15 protein-coding genes are annotated in these 18,005 nt (G+C 73.2%); 12 read left to right on the forward strand and 3 right to left on the reverse strand.

Annotation, left to right across the window (positions count from 1 at the left end):
- Positions 1-4: 4 nt before the first annotated feature.
- Positions 5-1,402, reverse strand: coding sequence for an FAD-binding oxidoreductase (locus ABZ479_RS13635; RefSeq protein ID WP_500461740.1), 1,398 nt, complete (start codon positions 1,400-1,402; stop codon positions 5-7).
- Positions 1,403-1,652: 250 nt separating this feature from the next.
- Between ABZ479_RS13635 and ABZ479_RS13640 the strand changes: the two genes are divergently transcribed.
- From ABZ479_RS13640 to ABZ479_RS13675, 8 genes are all read left to right on the forward strand, one after another.
- Positions 1,653-2,549: a glycoside hydrolase family 19 protein gene (locus ABZ479_RS13640; RefSeq protein ID WP_500461741.1), complete on the forward strand. Its 897-nt coding sequence runs from the start codon at positions 1,653-1,655 to the stop codon at positions 2,547-2,549.
- Between the two features lie 342 nt (positions 2,550-2,891).
- Positions 2,892-4,655: an endonuclease/exonuclease/phosphatase family protein gene (locus ABZ479_RS13645; RefSeq protein ID WP_500461742.1), complete on the forward strand. Its 1,764-nt coding sequence runs from the start codon at positions 2,892-2,894 to the stop codon at positions 4,653-4,655.
- 30 nt (positions 4,656-4,685) lie between these two features.
- Complete coding sequence (locus tag ABZ479_RS13650) at positions 4,686-6,653, forward strand: phosphocholine-specific phospholipase C (protein ID WP_500461743.1); 1,968 nt, start codon at positions 4,686-4,688, stop codon at positions 6,651-6,653.
- A gap of 118 nt (positions 6,654-6,771) precedes the next feature.
- A complete protein-coding gene (locus ABZ479_RS13655; RefSeq protein WP_500461744.1) occupies positions 6,772-7,551 on the forward strand; it encodes a GntR family transcriptional regulator in 780 nt (259 codons plus the stop codon).
- On the forward strand, positions 7,552-8,088 hold the full coding sequence (locus ABZ479_RS13660; RefSeq protein ID WP_500461745.1) for a hypothetical protein: 537 nt from the start codon (positions 7,552-7,554) through the stop codon (positions 8,086-8,088).
- Between the two features lie 455 nt (positions 8,089-8,543).
- Positions 8,544-9,425 (forward strand): SDR family oxidoreductase, encoded by an 882-nt coding sequence (locus ABZ479_RS13665; protein ID WP_500461746.1) that lies wholly within the window; start codon positions 8,544-8,546, stop codon positions 9,423-9,425.
- 79 nt (positions 9,426-9,504) lie between these two features.
- A complete protein-coding gene (locus ABZ479_RS13670; RefSeq protein WP_500461747.1) occupies positions 9,505-9,903 on the forward strand; it encodes a hypothetical protein in 399 nt (132 codons plus the stop codon).
- A gap of 169 nt (positions 9,904-10,072) precedes the next feature.
- Complete coding sequence (locus ABZ479_RS13675) at positions 10,073-11,059, forward strand: nitrilase-related carbon-nitrogen hydrolase (protein WP_500461748.1); 987 nt, start codon at positions 10,073-10,075, stop codon at positions 11,057-11,059.
- A 79-nt stretch (positions 11,060-11,138) separates the two neighbouring features.
- On the opposite strand, the gene ABZ479_RS13680 is transcribed toward ABZ479_RS13675, so the two are convergent.
- Complete coding sequence (locus ABZ479_RS13680; RefSeq protein WP_500461749.1) at positions 11,139-11,951, reverse strand: SDR family NAD(P)-dependent oxidoreductase; 813 nt, start codon at positions 11,949-11,951, stop codon at positions 11,139-11,141.
- Positions 11,952-12,038: 87 nt separating this feature from the next.
- On the opposite strand from ABZ479_RS13680, the gene ABZ479_RS13685 reads away from it, so the two are divergent.
- Positions 12,039-12,890 (forward strand): helix-turn-helix transcriptional regulator, encoded by an 852-nt coding sequence (locus ABZ479_RS13685; protein ID WP_500461750.1) that lies wholly within the window; start codon positions 12,039-12,041, stop codon positions 12,888-12,890.
- Between the two features lie 39 nt (positions 12,891-12,929).
- Here the strand turns inward: ABZ479_RS13685 and ABZ479_RS13690 are convergent, their stop codons facing one another.
- Positions 12,930-13,418, reverse strand: coding sequence for a TetR family transcriptional regulator (locus ABZ479_RS13690; RefSeq protein ID WP_500461878.1), 489 nt, complete (start codon positions 13,416-13,418; stop codon positions 12,930-12,932).
- A 298-nt stretch (positions 13,419-13,716) separates the two neighbouring features.
- On the opposite strand from ABZ479_RS13690, the gene ABZ479_RS13695 reads away from it, so the two are divergent.
- The 3 genes from ABZ479_RS13695 (at position 13,717) to ABZ479_RS13705 (ending at position 17,788) form a co-directional block, all read left to right on the forward strand.
- Positions 13,717-15,219, forward strand: a complete 1,503-nt coding sequence (locus ABZ479_RS13695; RefSeq protein WP_500461751.1) for an MDR family MFS transporter — start codon at positions 13,717-13,719, stop codon at positions 15,217-15,219.
- 270 nt (positions 15,220-15,489) lie between these two features.
- A complete protein-coding gene (locus ABZ479_RS13700) occupies positions 15,490-16,515 on the forward strand; it encodes an endonuclease/exonuclease/phosphatase family protein (protein ID WP_500461752.1) in 1,026 nt (341 codons plus the stop codon).
- A gap of 169 nt (positions 16,516-16,684) precedes the next feature.
- Positions 16,685-17,788: a protein kinase family protein gene (locus tag ABZ479_RS13705; protein ID WP_500461753.1), complete on the forward strand. Its 1,104-nt coding sequence runs from the start codon at positions 16,685-16,687 to the stop codon at positions 17,786-17,788.
- Positions 17,789-18,005 lie beyond the last annotated feature (217 nt).

The raw sequence follows: 18,005 nt of genomic DNA on the forward strand, positions 1-18,005 counted from the left end.
CCGCTCAGGTGGTGGCGGGCGGGATGTTCTGGTTGGCGCGGAAGAAGTTGTGGGGGTCGTAGGCGCGTTTGACCGCGGCCAGCCGGTCGTAGTGGCCGCGGTAGGTGTGCTGGACCCGGTCGGTGCCCTCCTGTTCGCCGAGGAAGTTGATGTAGGCGCCGCCCATGGAGTGCGGGTGCAGGTCGGTCCAGTAGTCGACACACCACCGGCGTACCGCCCCGGCGTTGGCGGGCAGGGGGTCGATCCCGGCGATGACGCCGGACCACACGGCGTCCCGGTAGGCCCAGGCGGTGCCGTCGCCGCCGGTCCGGTGGGCCGCCCCGTCGACCGGGTAGAGGTGCATCGTGGACAGGCCGGTGGGCAGCTTCCGGCCGTACTCCTCGTGGACGGCGACGGCCTCGTCCGTGATCGCGTCGAAGAAGTCGCCGCGCCAGTACCACTGCAACCCCTTCGGGAACAGCCCGTCGAACATGCTCTGCAGGGCGGGGTAGGGCATGGGCGCGGTGAAGTGGAACATCGGCGGGCCGGGCTCCTCGACGACGGCCAGGGCCTGCGCCAGCCGGTCCTCCTCGGGCTCGCCCGTGAGGCACCACACCACGCCGCACGCCTTCCGCCCGTGGAGCGTCTCCGGGAAGGGCGGCCCGGGCGGCACCGTGAGCAGGGCGAAGAAGCCGCTGAGGTCTTCCGGCGCGGCGGGGAGGAACTCCCGGTACCAGCGCAGCACTTCGCCGGTGCGGTCGACGGGCCAGACGGTCAGGCCGACGCCGACCGTGTCCACGGGGTGCAGCCCGAAGGTGAACTCGGTGACCACGCCGAAGTTGCCGCCGCCGCCCCGCAGGGCCCAGAACAGGTCCGGGTGCTCGTCCTCCGACGCGGTGACGAACGTCCCGTCGGCGAGGACCACGTCGGCGGACCGCAGGTTGTCGACGGTCAGCCCGTACCCTCGGGTCAGGTGCCCGTGGCCGCCGCCGAGGGTGAGACCGCCGATCCCGGTGGTCGACACCGTCCCGGTGGGGGTGGCCAGGCCGAAGGCGTGCGCCGCGTGGTCGAGGTCGCCCTGCAGGCTCCCGCCGCCCACGCGGGCGGTCCGCCTCCGCGGGTCGACGTACGCCCAGCGCATCGGCGTCAGGTCGAGCGTCAGCGCGTCGTCGACCACGCACAGTCCCGCACCGCTGTGTCCCCCGCCGCGTACGGCCAGTTGCAGCCCGGTGTCCTGGGCGAAGGAGAGCACGGTCCGTACGTCCGCCACGTCGACGCATCCGGCGATCGCGGCCGGACGCCTGTCGATCATGGCGTTGTAGACGCCGCGGGCCTCCTCGTAGCCCGGGTCCCCCACCGCGGTGACCGGGCCCCTCAGTGTCTCCCGCAGGCTCCGCAGGGCCTGCTCGTCAATGCCGCCCATGGCCGAACACCCCAGCTCGTGCGTGTGACGCCGCCTCCGCCGTTTCCATTGTTCGCCTGCCCGCCGCCCCCTGCACGTCGGCCTCCCGCCGTGCGGGCCGGGCCGGGAGCGCGCGGCGGGAGCGCGGCCGGAGGCCGGTCGGGCCGCAGGGGGGCGATGTTGGTCTAGACCTTGACAGGTATAGGCCAATCCGGTTCATTGCTCAGTGCGAAGCACGACAACTCCCCCCACACAAGGAGCAGTTACGGTGATGCGACGTACCCTCGCCGCCCTGACCACCCTCACGGCCGCCGCCGGCCTGGCCGTGGCCCTCCCCGCCGGCACGGCCTCCGCCGCCTCCTGCGCCTCGGCGTGGAGCGCCGGCGCCGTCTACACCGGCGGCATGACCGCCTCCTACGGCGGACACAACTGGCAGGCCAAGTGGTGGACGCAGGGCGAGACCCCCGGCACGACCGGCCAGTGGGGCGTCTGGGCCGACCAGGGCACCTGCGGCGGCACGACCGACCCGGGCAACCCCGGCAACCCCTCGGGATTCGTGGTCAGCGAGGCCCAGTTCAACCAGATGTTCCCGGGCCGCAACTCCTTCTACAGCTACAGCGGCCTGGTCGCCGCCCTCTCCGCCTACCCCGGCTTCGCCAAGACCGGCAGCGACACGGTGAAGAAGCAGGAGGCCGCCGCCTTCCTCGCCAACATCGCCCACGAGACCGGCGGACTGGTCTACATCGTCGAGCAGAACACCGCCAACTACCCGCACTACTGCGACACCAGCCAGCCCTACGGCTGCCCCGCCGGTCAGGCCGCCTACTACGGCCGCGGCCCGATCCAGCTCAGCTGGAACTTCAACTACAAGGCCGCCGGCGACGCCCTCGGCATCGACCTGCTCCACAACCCCTGGCTCGTCGAGCAGGACGCGGCCGTGGCCTGGAAGACCGGCCTGTGGTACTGGAACACCCAGAGCGGCCCCGGCACCATGACCCCGCACAACGCCATGGTCAACCAGGCCGGCTTCGGCCAGACCATCCGCTCCATCAACGGCTCCCTGGAATGTGACGGCCGCAACCCCGCGCAGGTGCAGAGCCGCGTCAACAACTACCAGCGCTTCACCCAGATCCTGGGTGTCGCCCCGGGCGGCAACCTCAGCTGCTGAACGAGCCGCCCTGCGCGCAACGGAGTGTGCACCGTTGAACGGTGCATGACGCCGCCTCCCCCCGGGCCGCGGTCCGGGGGGAGGCCGCCGCTCCGTGCGCGGAAGTCCTCGCAGGCACCCCGTTGTCCGTGACGCCGCTGGTCAGAACGGTCACGGGGGCGGCGGACGGCCCGCGCCACCCTGTGTATGATCCTCAGATTTCCGCCAGATTCCCGGTCTGCGGCCACCCGTCGTTCACGGGTTCGTCGCCATGGGACGGCTTGCTGGGAGCGAAGTTATCTAGACAACTTTGCCCACCCGTACGCCGCCGCGGCGGCGCCGGGGCGGAGAGGACCCAACACCGTGCCATCCCTCTCACAGGTCGCCGCATCCGGGAGCAGCGTCGCGCTCGACTCCACGACGCCTCCGCAACGCGGCGACAAACTCACCTTCACCTGGTCGACGGACGCCCCAGACCCCAAGAACTGGATCGGCGTCTACGACGGCGACCGGCAGCCCGGCAGCGGCGCCGGCTCCCTGGTGTGGACGTACGTCACCGGAACGTCGGGCAAGACGACCCTCGACACCTCCGGCCTGAGCGGCGGCCCGTACACCGTCTACCTGCTGGCCAAGGACGGCTACGGCGTCCTCGCCAAGACCGAGCCGTTCAGCTTCGCCGGCCCGCCCACCGGCGACTTCGTCGAGCTGCGGACGCCGAAGCCGTTCGAGGGCGACAAGCTCTCCTTCCACTGGACGACCGACGCGCCCCACCCCAAGAACTGGATCGGGGTCTACGACGGTGACCGGGTCCCCGGCAACGGCGCCTCCCTCGCCTGGGAGTACACCCCCGCCGCGTCCGGCGACATCACCATCGACACCTCCGGCCTCAGCGGCGGCCCGTACACCGCCTACCTGCTGGCCAAGGACGGCTACGGCATCCTCGCCCGCACCGCCCCCTTCAGCTTCGTGCCGCGCCCCGTCATCCCGCGCCCGCACGCCGCCGTCGACGCCGTCACCACCGCCGCGCAGACCGCGGGCACCGCCTTCTCCGTCGCACTCGGCGGCCTGTGGATCCGGCCCGAGGGCAACGCCGAGGGCAGCGCCACCTTCCGGCGCGCCGGCGGCGACCCCTGGCTGACCGTCGCCGCGGACGGCACCGTCAGCGGCAAGGCCCCGTCCACGGCGCCCCGTACGCCCGGCCGGCTGGTCGTCTCCGTCACCGACAGCGCCGCCGGCAGCGACACCGTCACCGTGCAGGTGCCGGTCCGCACGAGCAAGGACCGGCTGACGCTCAAGGTCGCCGCACTGAACCTGTGGGACGCGGGCGGCCACGTCGACGGCGCGCTGGAGAAGCAGTTGCGGCTCGTGCTGACCCAGGGCCTCGACGCCGTCGCGCTCCAGGAGTGCGGTGACGACGGCGCCCAGCGGCTCGCCGCCGCCCTCGGCTGGCACGCCCACCAGGCCGGCGGCCTCGGCATCGTGAGCCGCCACCCGCTCACCGACACCCTCGCCCCCACCGCCTCCCTTCCCGCCGCCGCCGCGACCCTGCGGCTGCCCGGCGACCGCACCGTACGGCTGTGGAACGCGCAGCTGGACGAGGCCGAGTACGGGCCGTACGCCGTGCTCGCCGGACGCACCGCCGCGCAGGTCGAGGCCGCCGAGAAGGGCACCGCGCGCTACCGGCAGACGCAGGCCCTGGTCGCCGCCATGCGCCGGGACATCGCCTCCCGCGGTCCGGTCGTCCTCGCCGCCGGCCTCGCCTCGCCGTCGCACCGCGACTGGACGAGCCGCACGTCGTCCGCGCACGGCGGCACCGGCCGGCTGCGCTGGCCCGTCACCGAGGCCCTGGAGGACGCCGGCCTCACCGACGCCTTCCGCGCCGAGCACTCCAACCCCGCGAAGGACCCCGGCACCACCTGGTCGCCCGTCCGGCCGCAGCACGAGGGCGGCGGCGCCGAACCCCAGGACCGCGTCGACCAGGTCCAGTACGCGGGCCCGCTCAAGGTCGTCGAGGCGCACACCCTGGTCACCGGCTGGCCCCGGCCCGTCCCGGACACCGCCGGCAACGGCTGGCCCTCCGACCACGCGGCCGCCGTCGTCACCTTCTCCCTGTCCGCCCGCGGCTGACCCCGAACGACCCGAAGGACACATTCACCCATGACCGAGTTCAGCCGCCGGGCCTTCATCGGCACCGCCGCCGGAGCCGCCGCAGCGGTCGGCCTCCCCGCCACCGCGGAGGCCACCGGGCACGGCCCCGGGCACGGCAGCATCGAGGACGTCAAGCACGTGGTGATCCTCATGCAGGAGAACCGCAGCTTCGACCACTACTTCGGCACCCTCAGCGGCGTACGGGGCTTCGGCGACCGCCAGGCGGCCGTCCTGTCCAACGGCGACCCGGTGTTCCGCCAGCCCGCCCGCGGACGCGAGGAGGGCCACCTCCTGCCGTTCCGCATGGACACCACCAAGTACAACGCCCAGAACGCCGGCGGCCTCCCGCACGACTGGGACAGCGGCCACTCGGCCGTCAACAACGGCGCCATGGACAAGTGGGTGTCCGCCAAGGGCGAGCGCACCATGGGCTACTTCACCCGTGAGGACATCCCCTACCAGTACGCCCTCGCCGACGCCTTCACCCTCTGCGACGGCTACTTCTGCTCGCTGAACGGGCCCACCGACCCCAACCGCCTCTACCTGTGGACCGGCACGGCCGGCCCCGGCGTCGACGGCACCACCGGCCCCTGGACCGACAACACCCCGGTCACGGACAACCCGGTGGCGGACTGGACGACGTACGCCGAGCGCCTCCAGGACGCCGGCGTCAGCTGGCGCGTATACCACAACCCCGACGGGTCGGACGACCGCGACGGCGACTACGACGACAACGCGCTGTCGTACTTCAAGCAGTTCCACGAGTTCCCCAAGGACGACCCGCGCTACATCAACGCCATGACGAGGTTCGACCTCACGGCGTTCGACGAGCACTGCAAGGACGGCACCCTGCCCACCGTCTCCTGGCTGGTGGCGCCGTACCTGTTCTGCGAACACCCCGCGGCCAGCCCCGACTACGGCGCGCACTGGGTCAACACGGCGCTGCAGTCGCTGTTCTCCAACCCCGACGTGTGGAAGCACACCGTCTTCCTGCTCATGTACGACGAGAACGACGGCTACTTCGACCACGTCATCCCGCCGTTCCCCGAGCCCGGCACCAAGGACGAGTTCGCGAACGGCAAGGCCATCGGTCTGGGCAGCCGGGTGCCGCTGTGGGTCGTGTCGCCGTGGTCGCGCGGCGGCTGGGTCAACTCCCAGGTGTTCGACCACACGTCGGTGGTGCGCTTCCTCGAGCGCGTCACCGGGGTGAAGGAGCCCAACATCTCCGACTGGCGGCGCACCGTCTGCGGCGACCTCACCAGTTGCTTCGACTTCACCAAGCCCGACTACAGCGTCCCCCGGCTGCCGGACACCGTCGCGCTGATGGCCAAGGCGGACGCGGGCAACGCGCTGCCCGCGGTGAAGGTGCCCGACCACTCCGAGATGCCCGGGCAGGAGGAGGGCCGGCGGCCGCACCGCCCGCTGCCGTACCGGCCGTGGGCCGACGTGACCGTCGACCGCGCGAAGGGCAAGGTCACCTGCCGGCTCACCAACGACGGCACCGTCGGCTACCACTTCACCGTGCTGCCCAACACGGCGCTGCCCTTCACCGGCACGCCGTTCACCGTGCCGCCGCGCTCGACGCGCACCTACGAGTGGGACGCGGCGGCCACCGACGGCCGCTACGACTTCTCCGTGCACGGCGCCGACGGCTTCGTCCGCCGCTTCTCCGGGACGGTCGTCCCCGACGGGCAGGACGACGTGGCCGTCCCGGCCGTCACGGCGACCCTGCGGCACGACGGGCGGCCGGAGAACGCGGCCGTCGAGTTCTACCTGCGCAACGACGGCGGCACCGAGGCGGCGTTCACGCTCACGCCGAACGACTTCGCCGGCAAGGAGCAGACCGTGTGGGTCCGCCCCGGCGACCGCACCCGGGTGACCTGGCGCACCGACGGCGGCCGCTACGACGTGACCGTCACCGCGGGCACCGGCACCCGCTTCGTCCAGCGCTACGCGGGAACCGTCCACTCCGCGTGAGGCCGGCCGGAGGGGACGGGGTACGGGCCGCCGCCCGCACCCCGCCCCCTCCGGATAGGGTCGGGGGGATCCGGCCGCGTGCGCGGCCCGCACGGCACGAGCAGCGCAGGAGACCACGGTGCGGCAGGAGCAGGGCACCCCGGACAGTGAGCTGCGCTACCGCAAGGTCGCGGCAGAACTGCGCGAGGCGATCATCGCGGGCGAGTACGCCGCCGGCACCAAACTGCCCCCCGAGGGCACCCTCGCCGAACGCTACGGCGTCTCGCGCGGCACGGTCCGGCACGCGCTGGCCGTACTGCGCTCGGACGGCCTGGTCACCTCGCGCCGCGGCACCCGGCGCACGGTGCTCGGCGGCCCGCGGGCGCAGAGCTTCTCTGAACTGCTGAGCTTCACCAACTGGGCCCGCTCCATCGGGGAGACCCCGGGCGGCCGCGTGGACAGCGTGGTGCGGCGCCCCGCCGAACCCTCCGAGGCGGGCCAGCTCGGCCTGGAGGAGGGCGCCGAGGTCTACCTCGTCCTGCGGCTGCGGACGCTGTCCGGGGAGCCGGTGATGGTCGAACGCTCCCTCTACCCGGCCCGGATCGGCGCCCTGGTGGCCGAACTGCCGCCCGACACCGTCTCCCACACCGAGGCCCTGGTCGCCCACGGCGTCCTGTTCACCGACGCCGACCACACCATCGACCTCGCCTGGGCCGACGCCGACGACGTCCGCCTCCTGGACTGCCCGCCCGGCCAGGTCCTGCTGCGCGAGCGGCGCCGCACCACCGACCCCGAGGGGGCCCCGGTGGAGTGGTCCGAGGACCGCTACCTGCCCGGCACCATCGCCTTCACCGTGCACAACTCGGTGGCCGCCTCATCCCTCGGCCGCCGCCACAGCCCGCGTCCGGGGAAGGACTGAGTGTCGGGGAACCTGGACCGGGTCATCGCGGCCCTGGCCCATCGCCTCGGCGCCGCCCCCGGCGACCCCTCGGGCGTCCTTCACGACGAGCACGAACGCTGGGCGCTGTACCGGCGGGCCTTCGACGACCCGGCGTGTCTGCCCGACCTGTTCGACGCCGTGGCTGTCGAGCCCGACCCGAGCGTCGCCCTCGGCATCGTCCTGCACGTCCTCGGCGGCCTCCCGCCCGACGAGCGCCCGGCCTGGACCGCCCGCCTCGGCAGCGACCGTGAACGGGCCTACGCGGACCGGCGCGCCCGCGAACTCGGCCTCCTGCAGGGCGCGTCGGTGACCGCCCTGCTCGTCGACGAAGCGGTCCAGGACTCGTGGTCGGACTGGCTCCAGCTGGGCCTCGCCACGTCCTCGCCCGAGCCCGCGGTCCTCACCCGCCTCGCGTCCGCGGGCCGTACGAAGCGCATCCGCCGCCTCGCGTCCGAACGCGAGCACTCGATCCGCCCCCAGGACCCCCGTCCGGGGAAGGTCCCGGGGGAGGCCTAGGCGCCGGGCGGTCCGCCGGCTGACGGTGACGTAATACGCTGGCCCGGAGCGGGCGCGCGAGGATGTGCGCGTGATCGAACGGGAGTCCGCGGTCCGGATCGTCGAGGCAGAGCGCACCCTGCGGTAGAGGCTGCCCGTGCTGTCACCTGCACAGGCCCTCGCATACGTGAGCGGACTGCAGCAGGGCGGCGTACCCGTGGGCCTCGGGGACATCGTGGCCAGAACGCTCGTCGAACCCCTGGATCCGGTGTTCGCAGTCGAGACCATTCGCCGGGGACGGCCCGGCTAGGGCACGGCTCCCCGGAACCTCCGTTCCGTGGGTCCGGAGGAACGTCCGGTGCGCCTGTGGGTGCTCCCGCTGTGCCTCCGCGCGCTCCTTCTGGTGGGCGGTCGCGGCTGTCATGGTCGCTCTCGGCGGTACGGACCGTCGCGGGTGACCGGCATCGGGGGGACGCATGACGCGGCGTTGGCTTGTGACGGGGTGTTCGTCGGGGTTGGGGCGAGCGCTGGCGGGAGCGGTGGCGGAGGCCGGTGATCTGGTGATCGCCACCGCGCGCAAGCCGGCTTCCCTCCGGGAGTTGGTGGCCGCGTACCCGGACCGGGTGTCGGCGGTGGCGCTCGATGTCTGCGACCCCGGGCAGTGCGAGGCGGCGGTGACGCACGCGGTCGACCGCTTCGGCGGGGTGGACGTGCTGGTGAACAACGCCGGGGCGGGGCTGTTCGGCGCGGTCGAGGAGGTGTCCGACGGGGAACTGCGCGCCCAGCTCGATCTGCTGACGGTCGCGCCGTGGCGGCTGAGCCGCCTCGTCCTCCCGTCGATGCGCGCCCAGGGCTCCGGCCACATCGTCAACGTCTCCTCCCTGGCCGGGCGGATGGGGCTCCCGGGGCTGTCCGCGTACGTGGCGGGCAAGTACGCGCTGGAGGGGATGACCCAGGCCCTCGCGGTGGAGGTGGCGCCCTTCGGGATCAGGGTGCACGCGGTCGAGCCCGGTCAGTTCGCCACCCACTACGGATCCGCCGTGACCGAGTCCGCCGACCGGATCCCCGCGTACCTGGAGAGCACGGGAGAGGTGCGGGAGGGCTTGCGGGCCATGGCGGGCAGTCCTGAGCTCGGCCGTCCCGAGGCGTTCGCCACCCATGTCCTGCGGTTGGTCGCGGCCCGGCCGGCATTCGTGCGCGTGCCGATCGGCGAGGACGCCTACGCCTACCTGGACGCGATCGAGGCCGCCACGCGCGAGGAACTCGCGGCGGCCCGCGGCTTCGTCCACGCCCATCCGCCGGCGCCGCCGCGCGGGGAGGCCGTCGTGACGACGCCGACCACGCTCCCGGAAGTCTGACACGGCCGGTCGGGGGCGTGTCCCGAGGGCGTGGTCACCTCCAAGCGGCCCAAGACCTGGGTGGATACCATTCCGCGCCATGAGACGTTCGTTGATCGCGTTGGGTGCCGCAGGGGCCATCACCCTTGCCGTGGGCGGTTTCGCAGTCGGAGCCGCCCGGCAGGACGGCCTGTCCTCCGGGCGGTCCGCGACCTGTGAGCAGCCCCGGCAGGAGTTCGGGACCCGGGCCCGTCAGATCCGGAAGCAGGTCCGGCAGGAGGTGGCGGACGGGGAGGTCGACGCCCAGCAGAGCACCTTGGACAGGACCCGGGCGAAGATCCTCAGCGTGCTCGTGGAGCAGAACCCCACGTGTTTCGACGTGGGGACACGTGCGGCGGCCGAAGTCCTGCTGCAGCGTCCCTCCGGGGGCGAGGCGGACGTGGCCCTGTGCGACCTCACCGGCATCGGCGCCGAGGACTGCTGGGTTTCCGAGGACTGAAGCGTGTGAGCAGGGGGTGGCCGCGGGCCCGCGTGGCACGGACCCGCCCCCTGCTCGCCGCTGCGGCTGTTGCCGCGCGGGCAGATAGGAGCATATGCTCGTAACTCGAGGGGCGGCCCGCGAGGCCGCCCGTGAGAGCACTGAGCCGCATGCGAGAAGGAGCCGCACCATGACCACCGTGAGGGCAGCTGCCGTCCAGATCAGCCCCGTCCTTTACAGCCGTGCCGGCACGGTCGGGAAGGTGGTGGAGAAGATCCACGAGCTGGGACGGAGGGGCGTCCGGTTCGCGGTCTTCCCGGAGACCGTCGTCCCGTACTACCCGTACTTCTCCTTCGTGCAGCCGGCCTACGCCATGGCCGGGGAGCACCTGCGGCTGATGGAGGAGGCGGTGACCGTGCCCTCCGCCGACACCGATGCGATCGGTGCGGCGGCCCGCGACGCCGGCATGGTCGTGTCGATCGGCGTCAACGAGCGCGACGGCGGCTCCCTCTACAACACGCAGCTGCTGTTCGACGCCGACGGCACGCTGATCCAGCGCCGCCGCAAGATCACGCCCACCTACCACGAGCGCATGGTCTGGGGCCAGGGCGACGGCTCCGGGCTGCGTGCCGTGGACAGCGCCGTCGGCCGCGTCGGGCAGCTGGCCTGCTGGGAGCATTACCAGCCGCTCGCCCGCTACGCCCTGATCGCCGACGGCGAGCAGATCCACGCTTCCATGTTCCCCGGCGCGTTCGGCGGCCCGCTGTTCGCGCCGCAGATGGAGGTGGCCATCCGTCAGCACGCCCTGGAGGCAGCCGCCTTCGTCGTCAACGCCACTGCCTGGCTCGACGCCGACCAGCGGGCGCAGCTCGCGGCGGACACCGGTGCTCCGGCCGCGGTGTTCTCCCAGGGGTTCTTCACCGCCGTCGTCGACCCCGAGGGCAGCCTCGTCGGCGAGCCGCTCACCTCGGGGGAGGGCGAGGTGATCGCGGACCTGGACCTGACGATGATCGACCGGCGCAAGCGCCTGATGGACGCCCGTGGCCACTACAGCCGCCCCGAATTCCTCGGCCTGTCGATCGACCGCACCCCCGCCGCCCCGCTGCTCGAACGCGGCGGCCACGTGCCGGCCCAGCCCGTGCACCTGCCCGACGACGGCCTCCGCTCCGGGGTCTGAGGCGCCGCCGCGTCAGGTTCCGCGACCACGGCGGTCCGCCACCGCGGTCATGCCCCCGGGCGTGGGGCGCGGGCCCGGATCACGCCCGCAGACCGCCGTCGACCGGGAGCACCGTCCCCGTCACGTAGGAGGCGCGGTCGCTCAGGAGCCAGGCCGCGGCCTGGGCGATCTCGTCGGGATCGGCGGCGCGGCGCAGCGGGGTGCGTTCGTTGAGCCGGTCGACGGTGCCGGGCGAGTGCTCGTCCCAGGCACGGATCATCTCGGTCAGCGTGGTGCCGGGCGCGAGGGCGTTGACGCGGATGCCCTCCGGGCCGTACGTGATGGCGGCCGACTCGGTGAGGCTGTTGACCGCCCGCTTCATCGCCGCGTAGGGGGACAGCGCGGGGTTGCCCCTGAGACTGCCCACGGACGAGTTGTTGACGATCGCGCCCGTGCCGGCGGTGGCCCGGATGGCGGCGACCTCGGCGGACATGGCCAGCCACGGACCCTTGAGGTTCACGGTGTAGACGAGGTCGAAGTCCGTCTCGGGCACCTGGTCCATGGGGGCCGGCGGCACGCTGGTGGCCGCGTTGTTGAAGGCGACGTCGAGCCGGCCGTACCGGTCGACCGCGCCGTCGACGGCGGCCCGGACGCCGGCCGCGTCACCGAGGTCGCACACCACGTACTCCGCGGTGCCGCCGGCCGCCCGGATCTGCTCGGTCACCGCCCGCAGCTGGTCCTCCGTACGGGCGGCGAGCAGCACCCGGGCGCCCTCCCTGGCGAACAGGCGGGCCGCGGCGGCGCCGATGCCGCGGCCCGCACCGGTGACGAGGGCCGCCTTGCCGGCCAGCAGGCCCATGGTGTCGGGGGTGGGGGCGGAAAGGGGGGACCGATCGGTCTGTGCGTTGTCCATGGCACCGAGCCTGCGTCCGGCAGCGGAGCGGATCCAGACACCACCGGTACCTGGATGGGCTCCGCCGCCCCCTGCACACTGGACGGCATGGACAGACGCGAGCTGGCCGGCTTCCTGCGCGGCAGGCGTGAGCAGATCACCCCTGCCGAGGTGGGTCTGCCCGCCGGGCCGCGCCGTCGTACCCCCGGGCTGCGCCGCGAGGAGGTGGCGCAGCTGGCGTTCATCTCGACCGAGTACTACACACGGCTGGAGCAGGCCCGCGGTCCGCGCCCGTCGCGCGAGGTGCTCGCCGGTCTGGCGCGGGCCCTGCGCCTGTCCGACGCCGAACGCGACCACCTGCACCACCTCGCCGGTGCCCCGCCCGGTCCGCCGGCCGGGCCTTCGCGCGAGGTGCGGCAGAGCATCCTCGACCTCCTGCGGCGGCTGCCGCACGCCGCGGCGATCGTGCTCTCCGCGACGTACGAGGTGATCGCCTGGAACGACCTGGCGGCCGCCCTCCTGGAGGACTTCTCCGTCCTGTCCCGGCACGAGCGCAACCTCGTGCGCCGGGCCTTCCTCGCACCGCGCTCGCGGGACCGGCTGCTGTACGACCCGTCCGAAGCGCGGGCGTTCGCGCACGCCGCGGCCCGCCACCTGCGGGTCACGGCCGCCAGCTACCCCGGCGACCCGGAGGTGGCCGCCCTGGTGGACGACCTCCTCGCCGGCAGCGCGGAGTTCGCCCGGTTGTGGGCCGCCCACGACGTGAGCGCCGAGCCCACCCTGCGCAAGACCCTCGACCACCCGCTGGTCGGTCCCGTCACCGTGAACTGCGACGTCCTCGACATCACCGACCGGGACCAGCGCGTCGTGATCTACACGGCCGACCCCGGTTCTCCCGCCGAGCAGGCGCTGCGGCTGCTGTCGGTGGTCGGCACGCAGCACATGGGGGTACCCGGCTGAGCCGGGGTCTGCCGTGGGGCCGTCCGGGCCTCGAGGGCCTCAGGACGCTCCGAGGCCGTGCAGCAGGGTGTCGACGACGACGTCCGCGGCCCGCGCGGGACTCAGCTCGGGCAGTTGCCGCGCCACCAGGTGCATGAGCCGGGGGAGCAGCGCACTCGCCCACCCTTCCGCGAGACCGGGACGCAGCAGTCCTTCGCCGCCGGCGCGTTCGAGGAAGGCGTCCACCTCGCGGACGGACGCCTCGCGCCGCGCGCGGACGTCGTCGTCGGCGAGCATGCGGGCGAGGTCGACGGGCCAGGTGCGGTTGACGGCGATGACGTTCTCGACGTAGCGGTGCAGGGCGACGGCCACGGGCGCCTCACGCAGTCGGGCGTCCTCGATGGCGTGCTCGACGGCCGTGAGGCGGGCCTCGTGGACGGCCGCGAGGAGCTCGTCCCGGGACGAGAAGCGCCGGTAGACGGTGCGCCGGTCCACCCCCGCCTCGGCGGCGACGGCCGCGATGCCCGCGCCGGGATCGGCGGCGAGCATGCGTGCTCCGGCGGTCAGGACGGTTTCCAGGTTGCGTGCTGCGTCGGCTCTCATCGCAGGGAGTCCAGCGGTGGGGTGTGGAACCTGTGACGTCTATTGCCTCTGCGATGCGGTGGTCATCTCTCTAAGTGCTACAGTTCTGTGGCAGATAAAGTTCCGGCGATGCCAGGGCCGTGAGGTCCGGCCGGCGCGGACGGCGGACGGCCCGCCGCCCCGTGCACCACTTCCCGAGAGGCAGGTCCCGATGCCGAAGGCACCCACGTCCCCGTCACCCGCGCCAGGTGGCGTCGCCGCCGCGATGAGCGCGCTGATCCTGGCGGTCCTCCTCGCGGCCCTCGACCAGACGATCGTCTCGACCGCGCTGCCCCGGATGGCGCGGGACCTGAACGGGTTCGACGACATCGCCTGGGTCAGTGCCGCGTACCTGCTCGCGTCGACGGCGGCGACACCGCTGTGGGGCAAGCTCGGCGACATGTTCGGCCGCCGGCGGCTCTACCTCGCCTCGGCCTCGATCTTCCTGGTCGCCTCGGCGCTCTGCGGCCTGGCGCAGAACCTGGCCGAGCTGATCGGTGCCCGCGTGCTGCAGGGCGTGGGCGGCGGCGGCATGATCGTGCTGACCTTCGCCCTGGTCGGTGACATCGTGGCGCCGAGCGAACGCGGCCGCTACCAGGGCATGTTCGGTTCGGTCTACGGCGTCGCCAGCATCGTCGGCCCCCTGCTGGGCGGCGTCTTCACCGACCACCTGTCCTGGCGGTGGGCCTTCCTCGTCAACCTGCCCGTGGGTGTCGTCGCCCTGGTCATCGCCGCACGGGCGCTGCCCGCGGCCACCAGGGGCGCCCGGGTCCGCGTCGACTACCCCGGCGCCACCCTCCTCGCCGCCATCGCCACCGGCCTGGTCCTGGTCACGTCCTTCGGCGAGCGCTGGGGCTGGGGCTCGCCGGCCATCGTCGGCCTGATCGTCGCCACCGTCGTCCTGGCCGTGCTGCTGGTGCCGGTCGAGCGCCGCGCCGCCGCCCCGGTCCTGCCGCCGGCCGTGTTCGCCTCACGGACCGTGGTGTTCTCCTCGCTGATCGGGTTCCTCGCCAACGCCGCGATGTTCGCGGTGCTCGTCTACCTGCCGACCTACCTCCAGATCGTCCACGGGGTCTCGGCCACCCTCTCCGGCGTCCACATGCTGCCCCTGGTCGCCGGCCTGGTCGTCAGCCAGTCCCTGGCCGGCCGCTGGGCCGCGCACGCCGGGCGGTTGCGGGTGATCCTCCTGGCGGGCCTGCTCGCCAACCTCGCGGGGCTGCTCCTGCTGGGCACGATCGGGGCGGCCACCGGCACCCTCGTGCTGAGCGGCTACTTCCTGATCACCGGTGTCGGCATCGGCATGGTGCCGATGGTGGTGCTGACCACCGTCCAGAACAGCGTGCCCGCCGCCGATCTCGGTGCCGCCAGCGCCGTGGTCACCTTCGCCCGCTCCATCGGCGCGGCCTTCGGCGTCGCCGTCTTCGGCACCCTCCTCAACACCGGCTTCGCCGACCGCACCCGTGACCTGCCGGCCGACGGCGGCTTCGCCGCCGCCCGTCCCGACACCATCGGCCACCTGCCCGCCGCCCTGCGCGACACCGCACTGGACGCCTTCGCCCACGCCACGGCCGCCGGATACCTCTGGATCGCGCCCACCCTGGCCGTCGGCGTCCTCCTCGCCCTCTTCCTCAAGCCGGGGGCGGGGAAGGCGCGGAAGCCCGGTGAGAGCGCCGGTGCCGCCGAATCCGCCGCCGAACCCGCCGTCGACGCCGCCGCCCCGGCCGCCTGACCGACCGGGCCTGCGTGAGCGCGGGTCGTCCCGTCCCCTGCGAAGCCCCGCTGTTGCCGTCCCGTGACAGAGCGGGCTCGCAGGCATCACACGGCCCGCCCAGGCTCGACCGACAGGCGCACGGCGTGGACGTGCACGGGCCCTCCCCCCGCCCCGGGCACGCCCCGGGGCGGCGTCGGATGGCGAACGCGCCACCCCGGGCCGTGAGTCGGCGCGGGAACGAGCGGACGGCAGGGCGACTCGATGACTCACCACGGCACCTTGGACCCGGTGACGGGCGAAGCGGCTGCGACACGGCTGTTCTCGTCACGATCGCGTGGCACCCGCACCGGCACCACGCACCCGCGCCCGCGCGGCGGGGGGCGCAACCGGTGGCGCCGAGGCGCCCTGACCGCGGCCCTGGCCGTGGCCGTCGCGCTGCTCATGCTGCTGCACTCAGCCGTCCCGAACGGGCACCGGGCGTTCGGCCGGCACCTCGGCAGCCTCCTGGAGACGCTGCTCCCGTGGCTGGGCCTGGCCGTCCCACTCGTCCTTCTCCTCGCCCTGGTCCGGCGGTCCGCGACGGCACTGGTCGCCGCCGTGCTGCCCGCCGTCGTGTGGGTGGGCATGTTCGGCGGCCTCCTCCTCGACAAGGGGACGGACGGCGGGAACCTGATGGTCGCGGCCCACAACGTCGGCGACGTCAACCCGGACCCTGCGGGCACCGCCCGGAAGCTGGCCGCGTCGGGCGCCGACGTCCTCGCGCTGGAGGAGATGACCGACGACGCGGCGCGCGTGTACACGGCGAAGCTCGCCGGCACGTACCGGTACCACGCGGTCCAGGGGAGCGTGGGGCTGTGGAGCACGTACCCGATCAGGGAGGCGAAGCCGCTCGACGTCTACGGCACCGACCGGACGCTGCGCACCGTGGTCGACACCCCGCACGGCGCGCTCGCGGTGTACGTGGTGCACCTCTGGTCGGTCCGCGTCACCCCGCGGTCGGGCTTCACCACCTACCAGCGCGACATGGGCGCCGACGCGGTCGGCCGGGCCGTCGCGGCGGATCCCGTGCACCGGGTCGTCCTGCTCGGCGACTTCAACGGCGGCACGGACGACCGGTCGCTCGCCCCCATCACCTCACGCATGCGCTCCGCCCAGACCACGGCCGGCCGGGGCTTCGGCTTCACCTGGCCGTCCTCGTTCCCGGTGGTGCGCATCGACCAGATCATGGTGCGGGGCGTCCGGGCGACCTCCTCGTGGACCCTGCCGGGGACCGGCAGCGATCACCTCCCGGTCGCGGCACGGCTGAGGTTGTAGGGCCGCCCCGCCGGATCGACGAGGAGATCGGGTTCCTCCGGTCCCGTCGTCGATCCTCACCTACAGTGCGGTGGGGAGGGACGCCCGGATCCGGCGTCCCGCACCGCGGAGCCGTACGAGGCCGCTCGGCGGGACCGCGCAGCCAGTGCAGAATCGAGGTCGGCAGCCGATGGACGCCGCAGCGCAGCACCCCGACATGTCGCACGGGGCGCGCACGACCGTCCACAGCGCCGTCTCCACGGCCCTGGCGATGTGCAGCGATCGCACCCTGCAGGCCCTGGTGGATGCGGCCGTGCCGATCGGGTCCGGCATCGGCGGCACGTCGTCCCGGATGGAGGTCGCCGGAACCCCGGTCTTCGTGAAGCGGGTGCCCCTCACCGACCTGGACACGCTCCCCGAGAACGTGCGCTCCACGGCGAACCTGTTCGGGATGCCCGACTGCTGCCACTACGGCGTCGGCGAGGTCGGCGGACCGGGCTTCGGTGCCTGGAGAGAGCTCGCCGTGCACACCATGACGACCAACTGGGTGCTCGCGGCGGAGTACGAGGGCTTCCCCCTGATGTACCACTGGCGGGTGCTGCCCGACTCGGCGCCGCTGCCCGAGGAACTGGCCGACGTGGACCGAGCCGTCGCCTACTGGGACGACAGCCCGCAGGTGCGGCGCCGCATCGAGGCTCTCCAGCGGTCCTCGGCGAGCGTCGCGCTCTTCCTGGAGTACATCCCGCAGAACCTGCACCAGTGGCTGGGCACCCGGCTCGAAGCGGGCGACGAGGCCATGGACCGGGCCTGCGCGATGGTGGAGCGGGAACTGGAAGCGGGCGTCTCGTTCATGAACAGCCGCGGACTCCTGCACTTCGACGCCCACTTCGAGAACATCCCGACCGACGGCCGCCGCCTCTACTTCGCGGACTACGGCCTCGCGCTCTCCTCCGCCTTCGAACTGTCACCGGCCGAGGCCGGCTTCTTCGACCGGAACCGGGCCTACGACCGCTGCTACACCGTCACCTACCTCGTGAACTGGCTGGTCACCGCCCTGCAGGGATTCAGCAGGGAGGACCGGGACGGTCGCTACGAGCTGGTGCGCGCCTACGCGGACGGCAAGCGCCCCACCGGCATGCCGGAGGAGGCCGCGGCGATCATCTCCCGGCACGCGCCGGTCACCGCCGTGGTGTCCGACTTCAACCGCACGTTCCAGCGCCGGAGCCGGCGGACCCCCTACCCCCTGGAGGCGCTCCGCCGGCTCGGCGGGACGGACGGCCCCCGCCTCCGCTGAAGCGCACGACCCCTGCCCGGCCGTGCGCGCACCGGCCAACAGCCGCTCGACGGCAGCGACGGCGGAAGTGCTCGTCCAGTGAGCGACCTCTACCAGAATGAGCCCTCACCGGATCACACGGTGCACGTGCACGTCCGGAACGCCGACCAGATCGGCCGCGTCCAGTGGCCGGCCGAACAGGTAGGCGGCCGGTTCACCGGCAGGACGGAGTTGTCGG

The sequence above is a fragment of the Streptomyces sp. NPDC005722 genome (assembly GCF_040630935.1).
GTDB lineage: Bacteria > Actinomycetota > Actinomycetes > Streptomycetales > Streptomycetaceae > Actinacidiphila.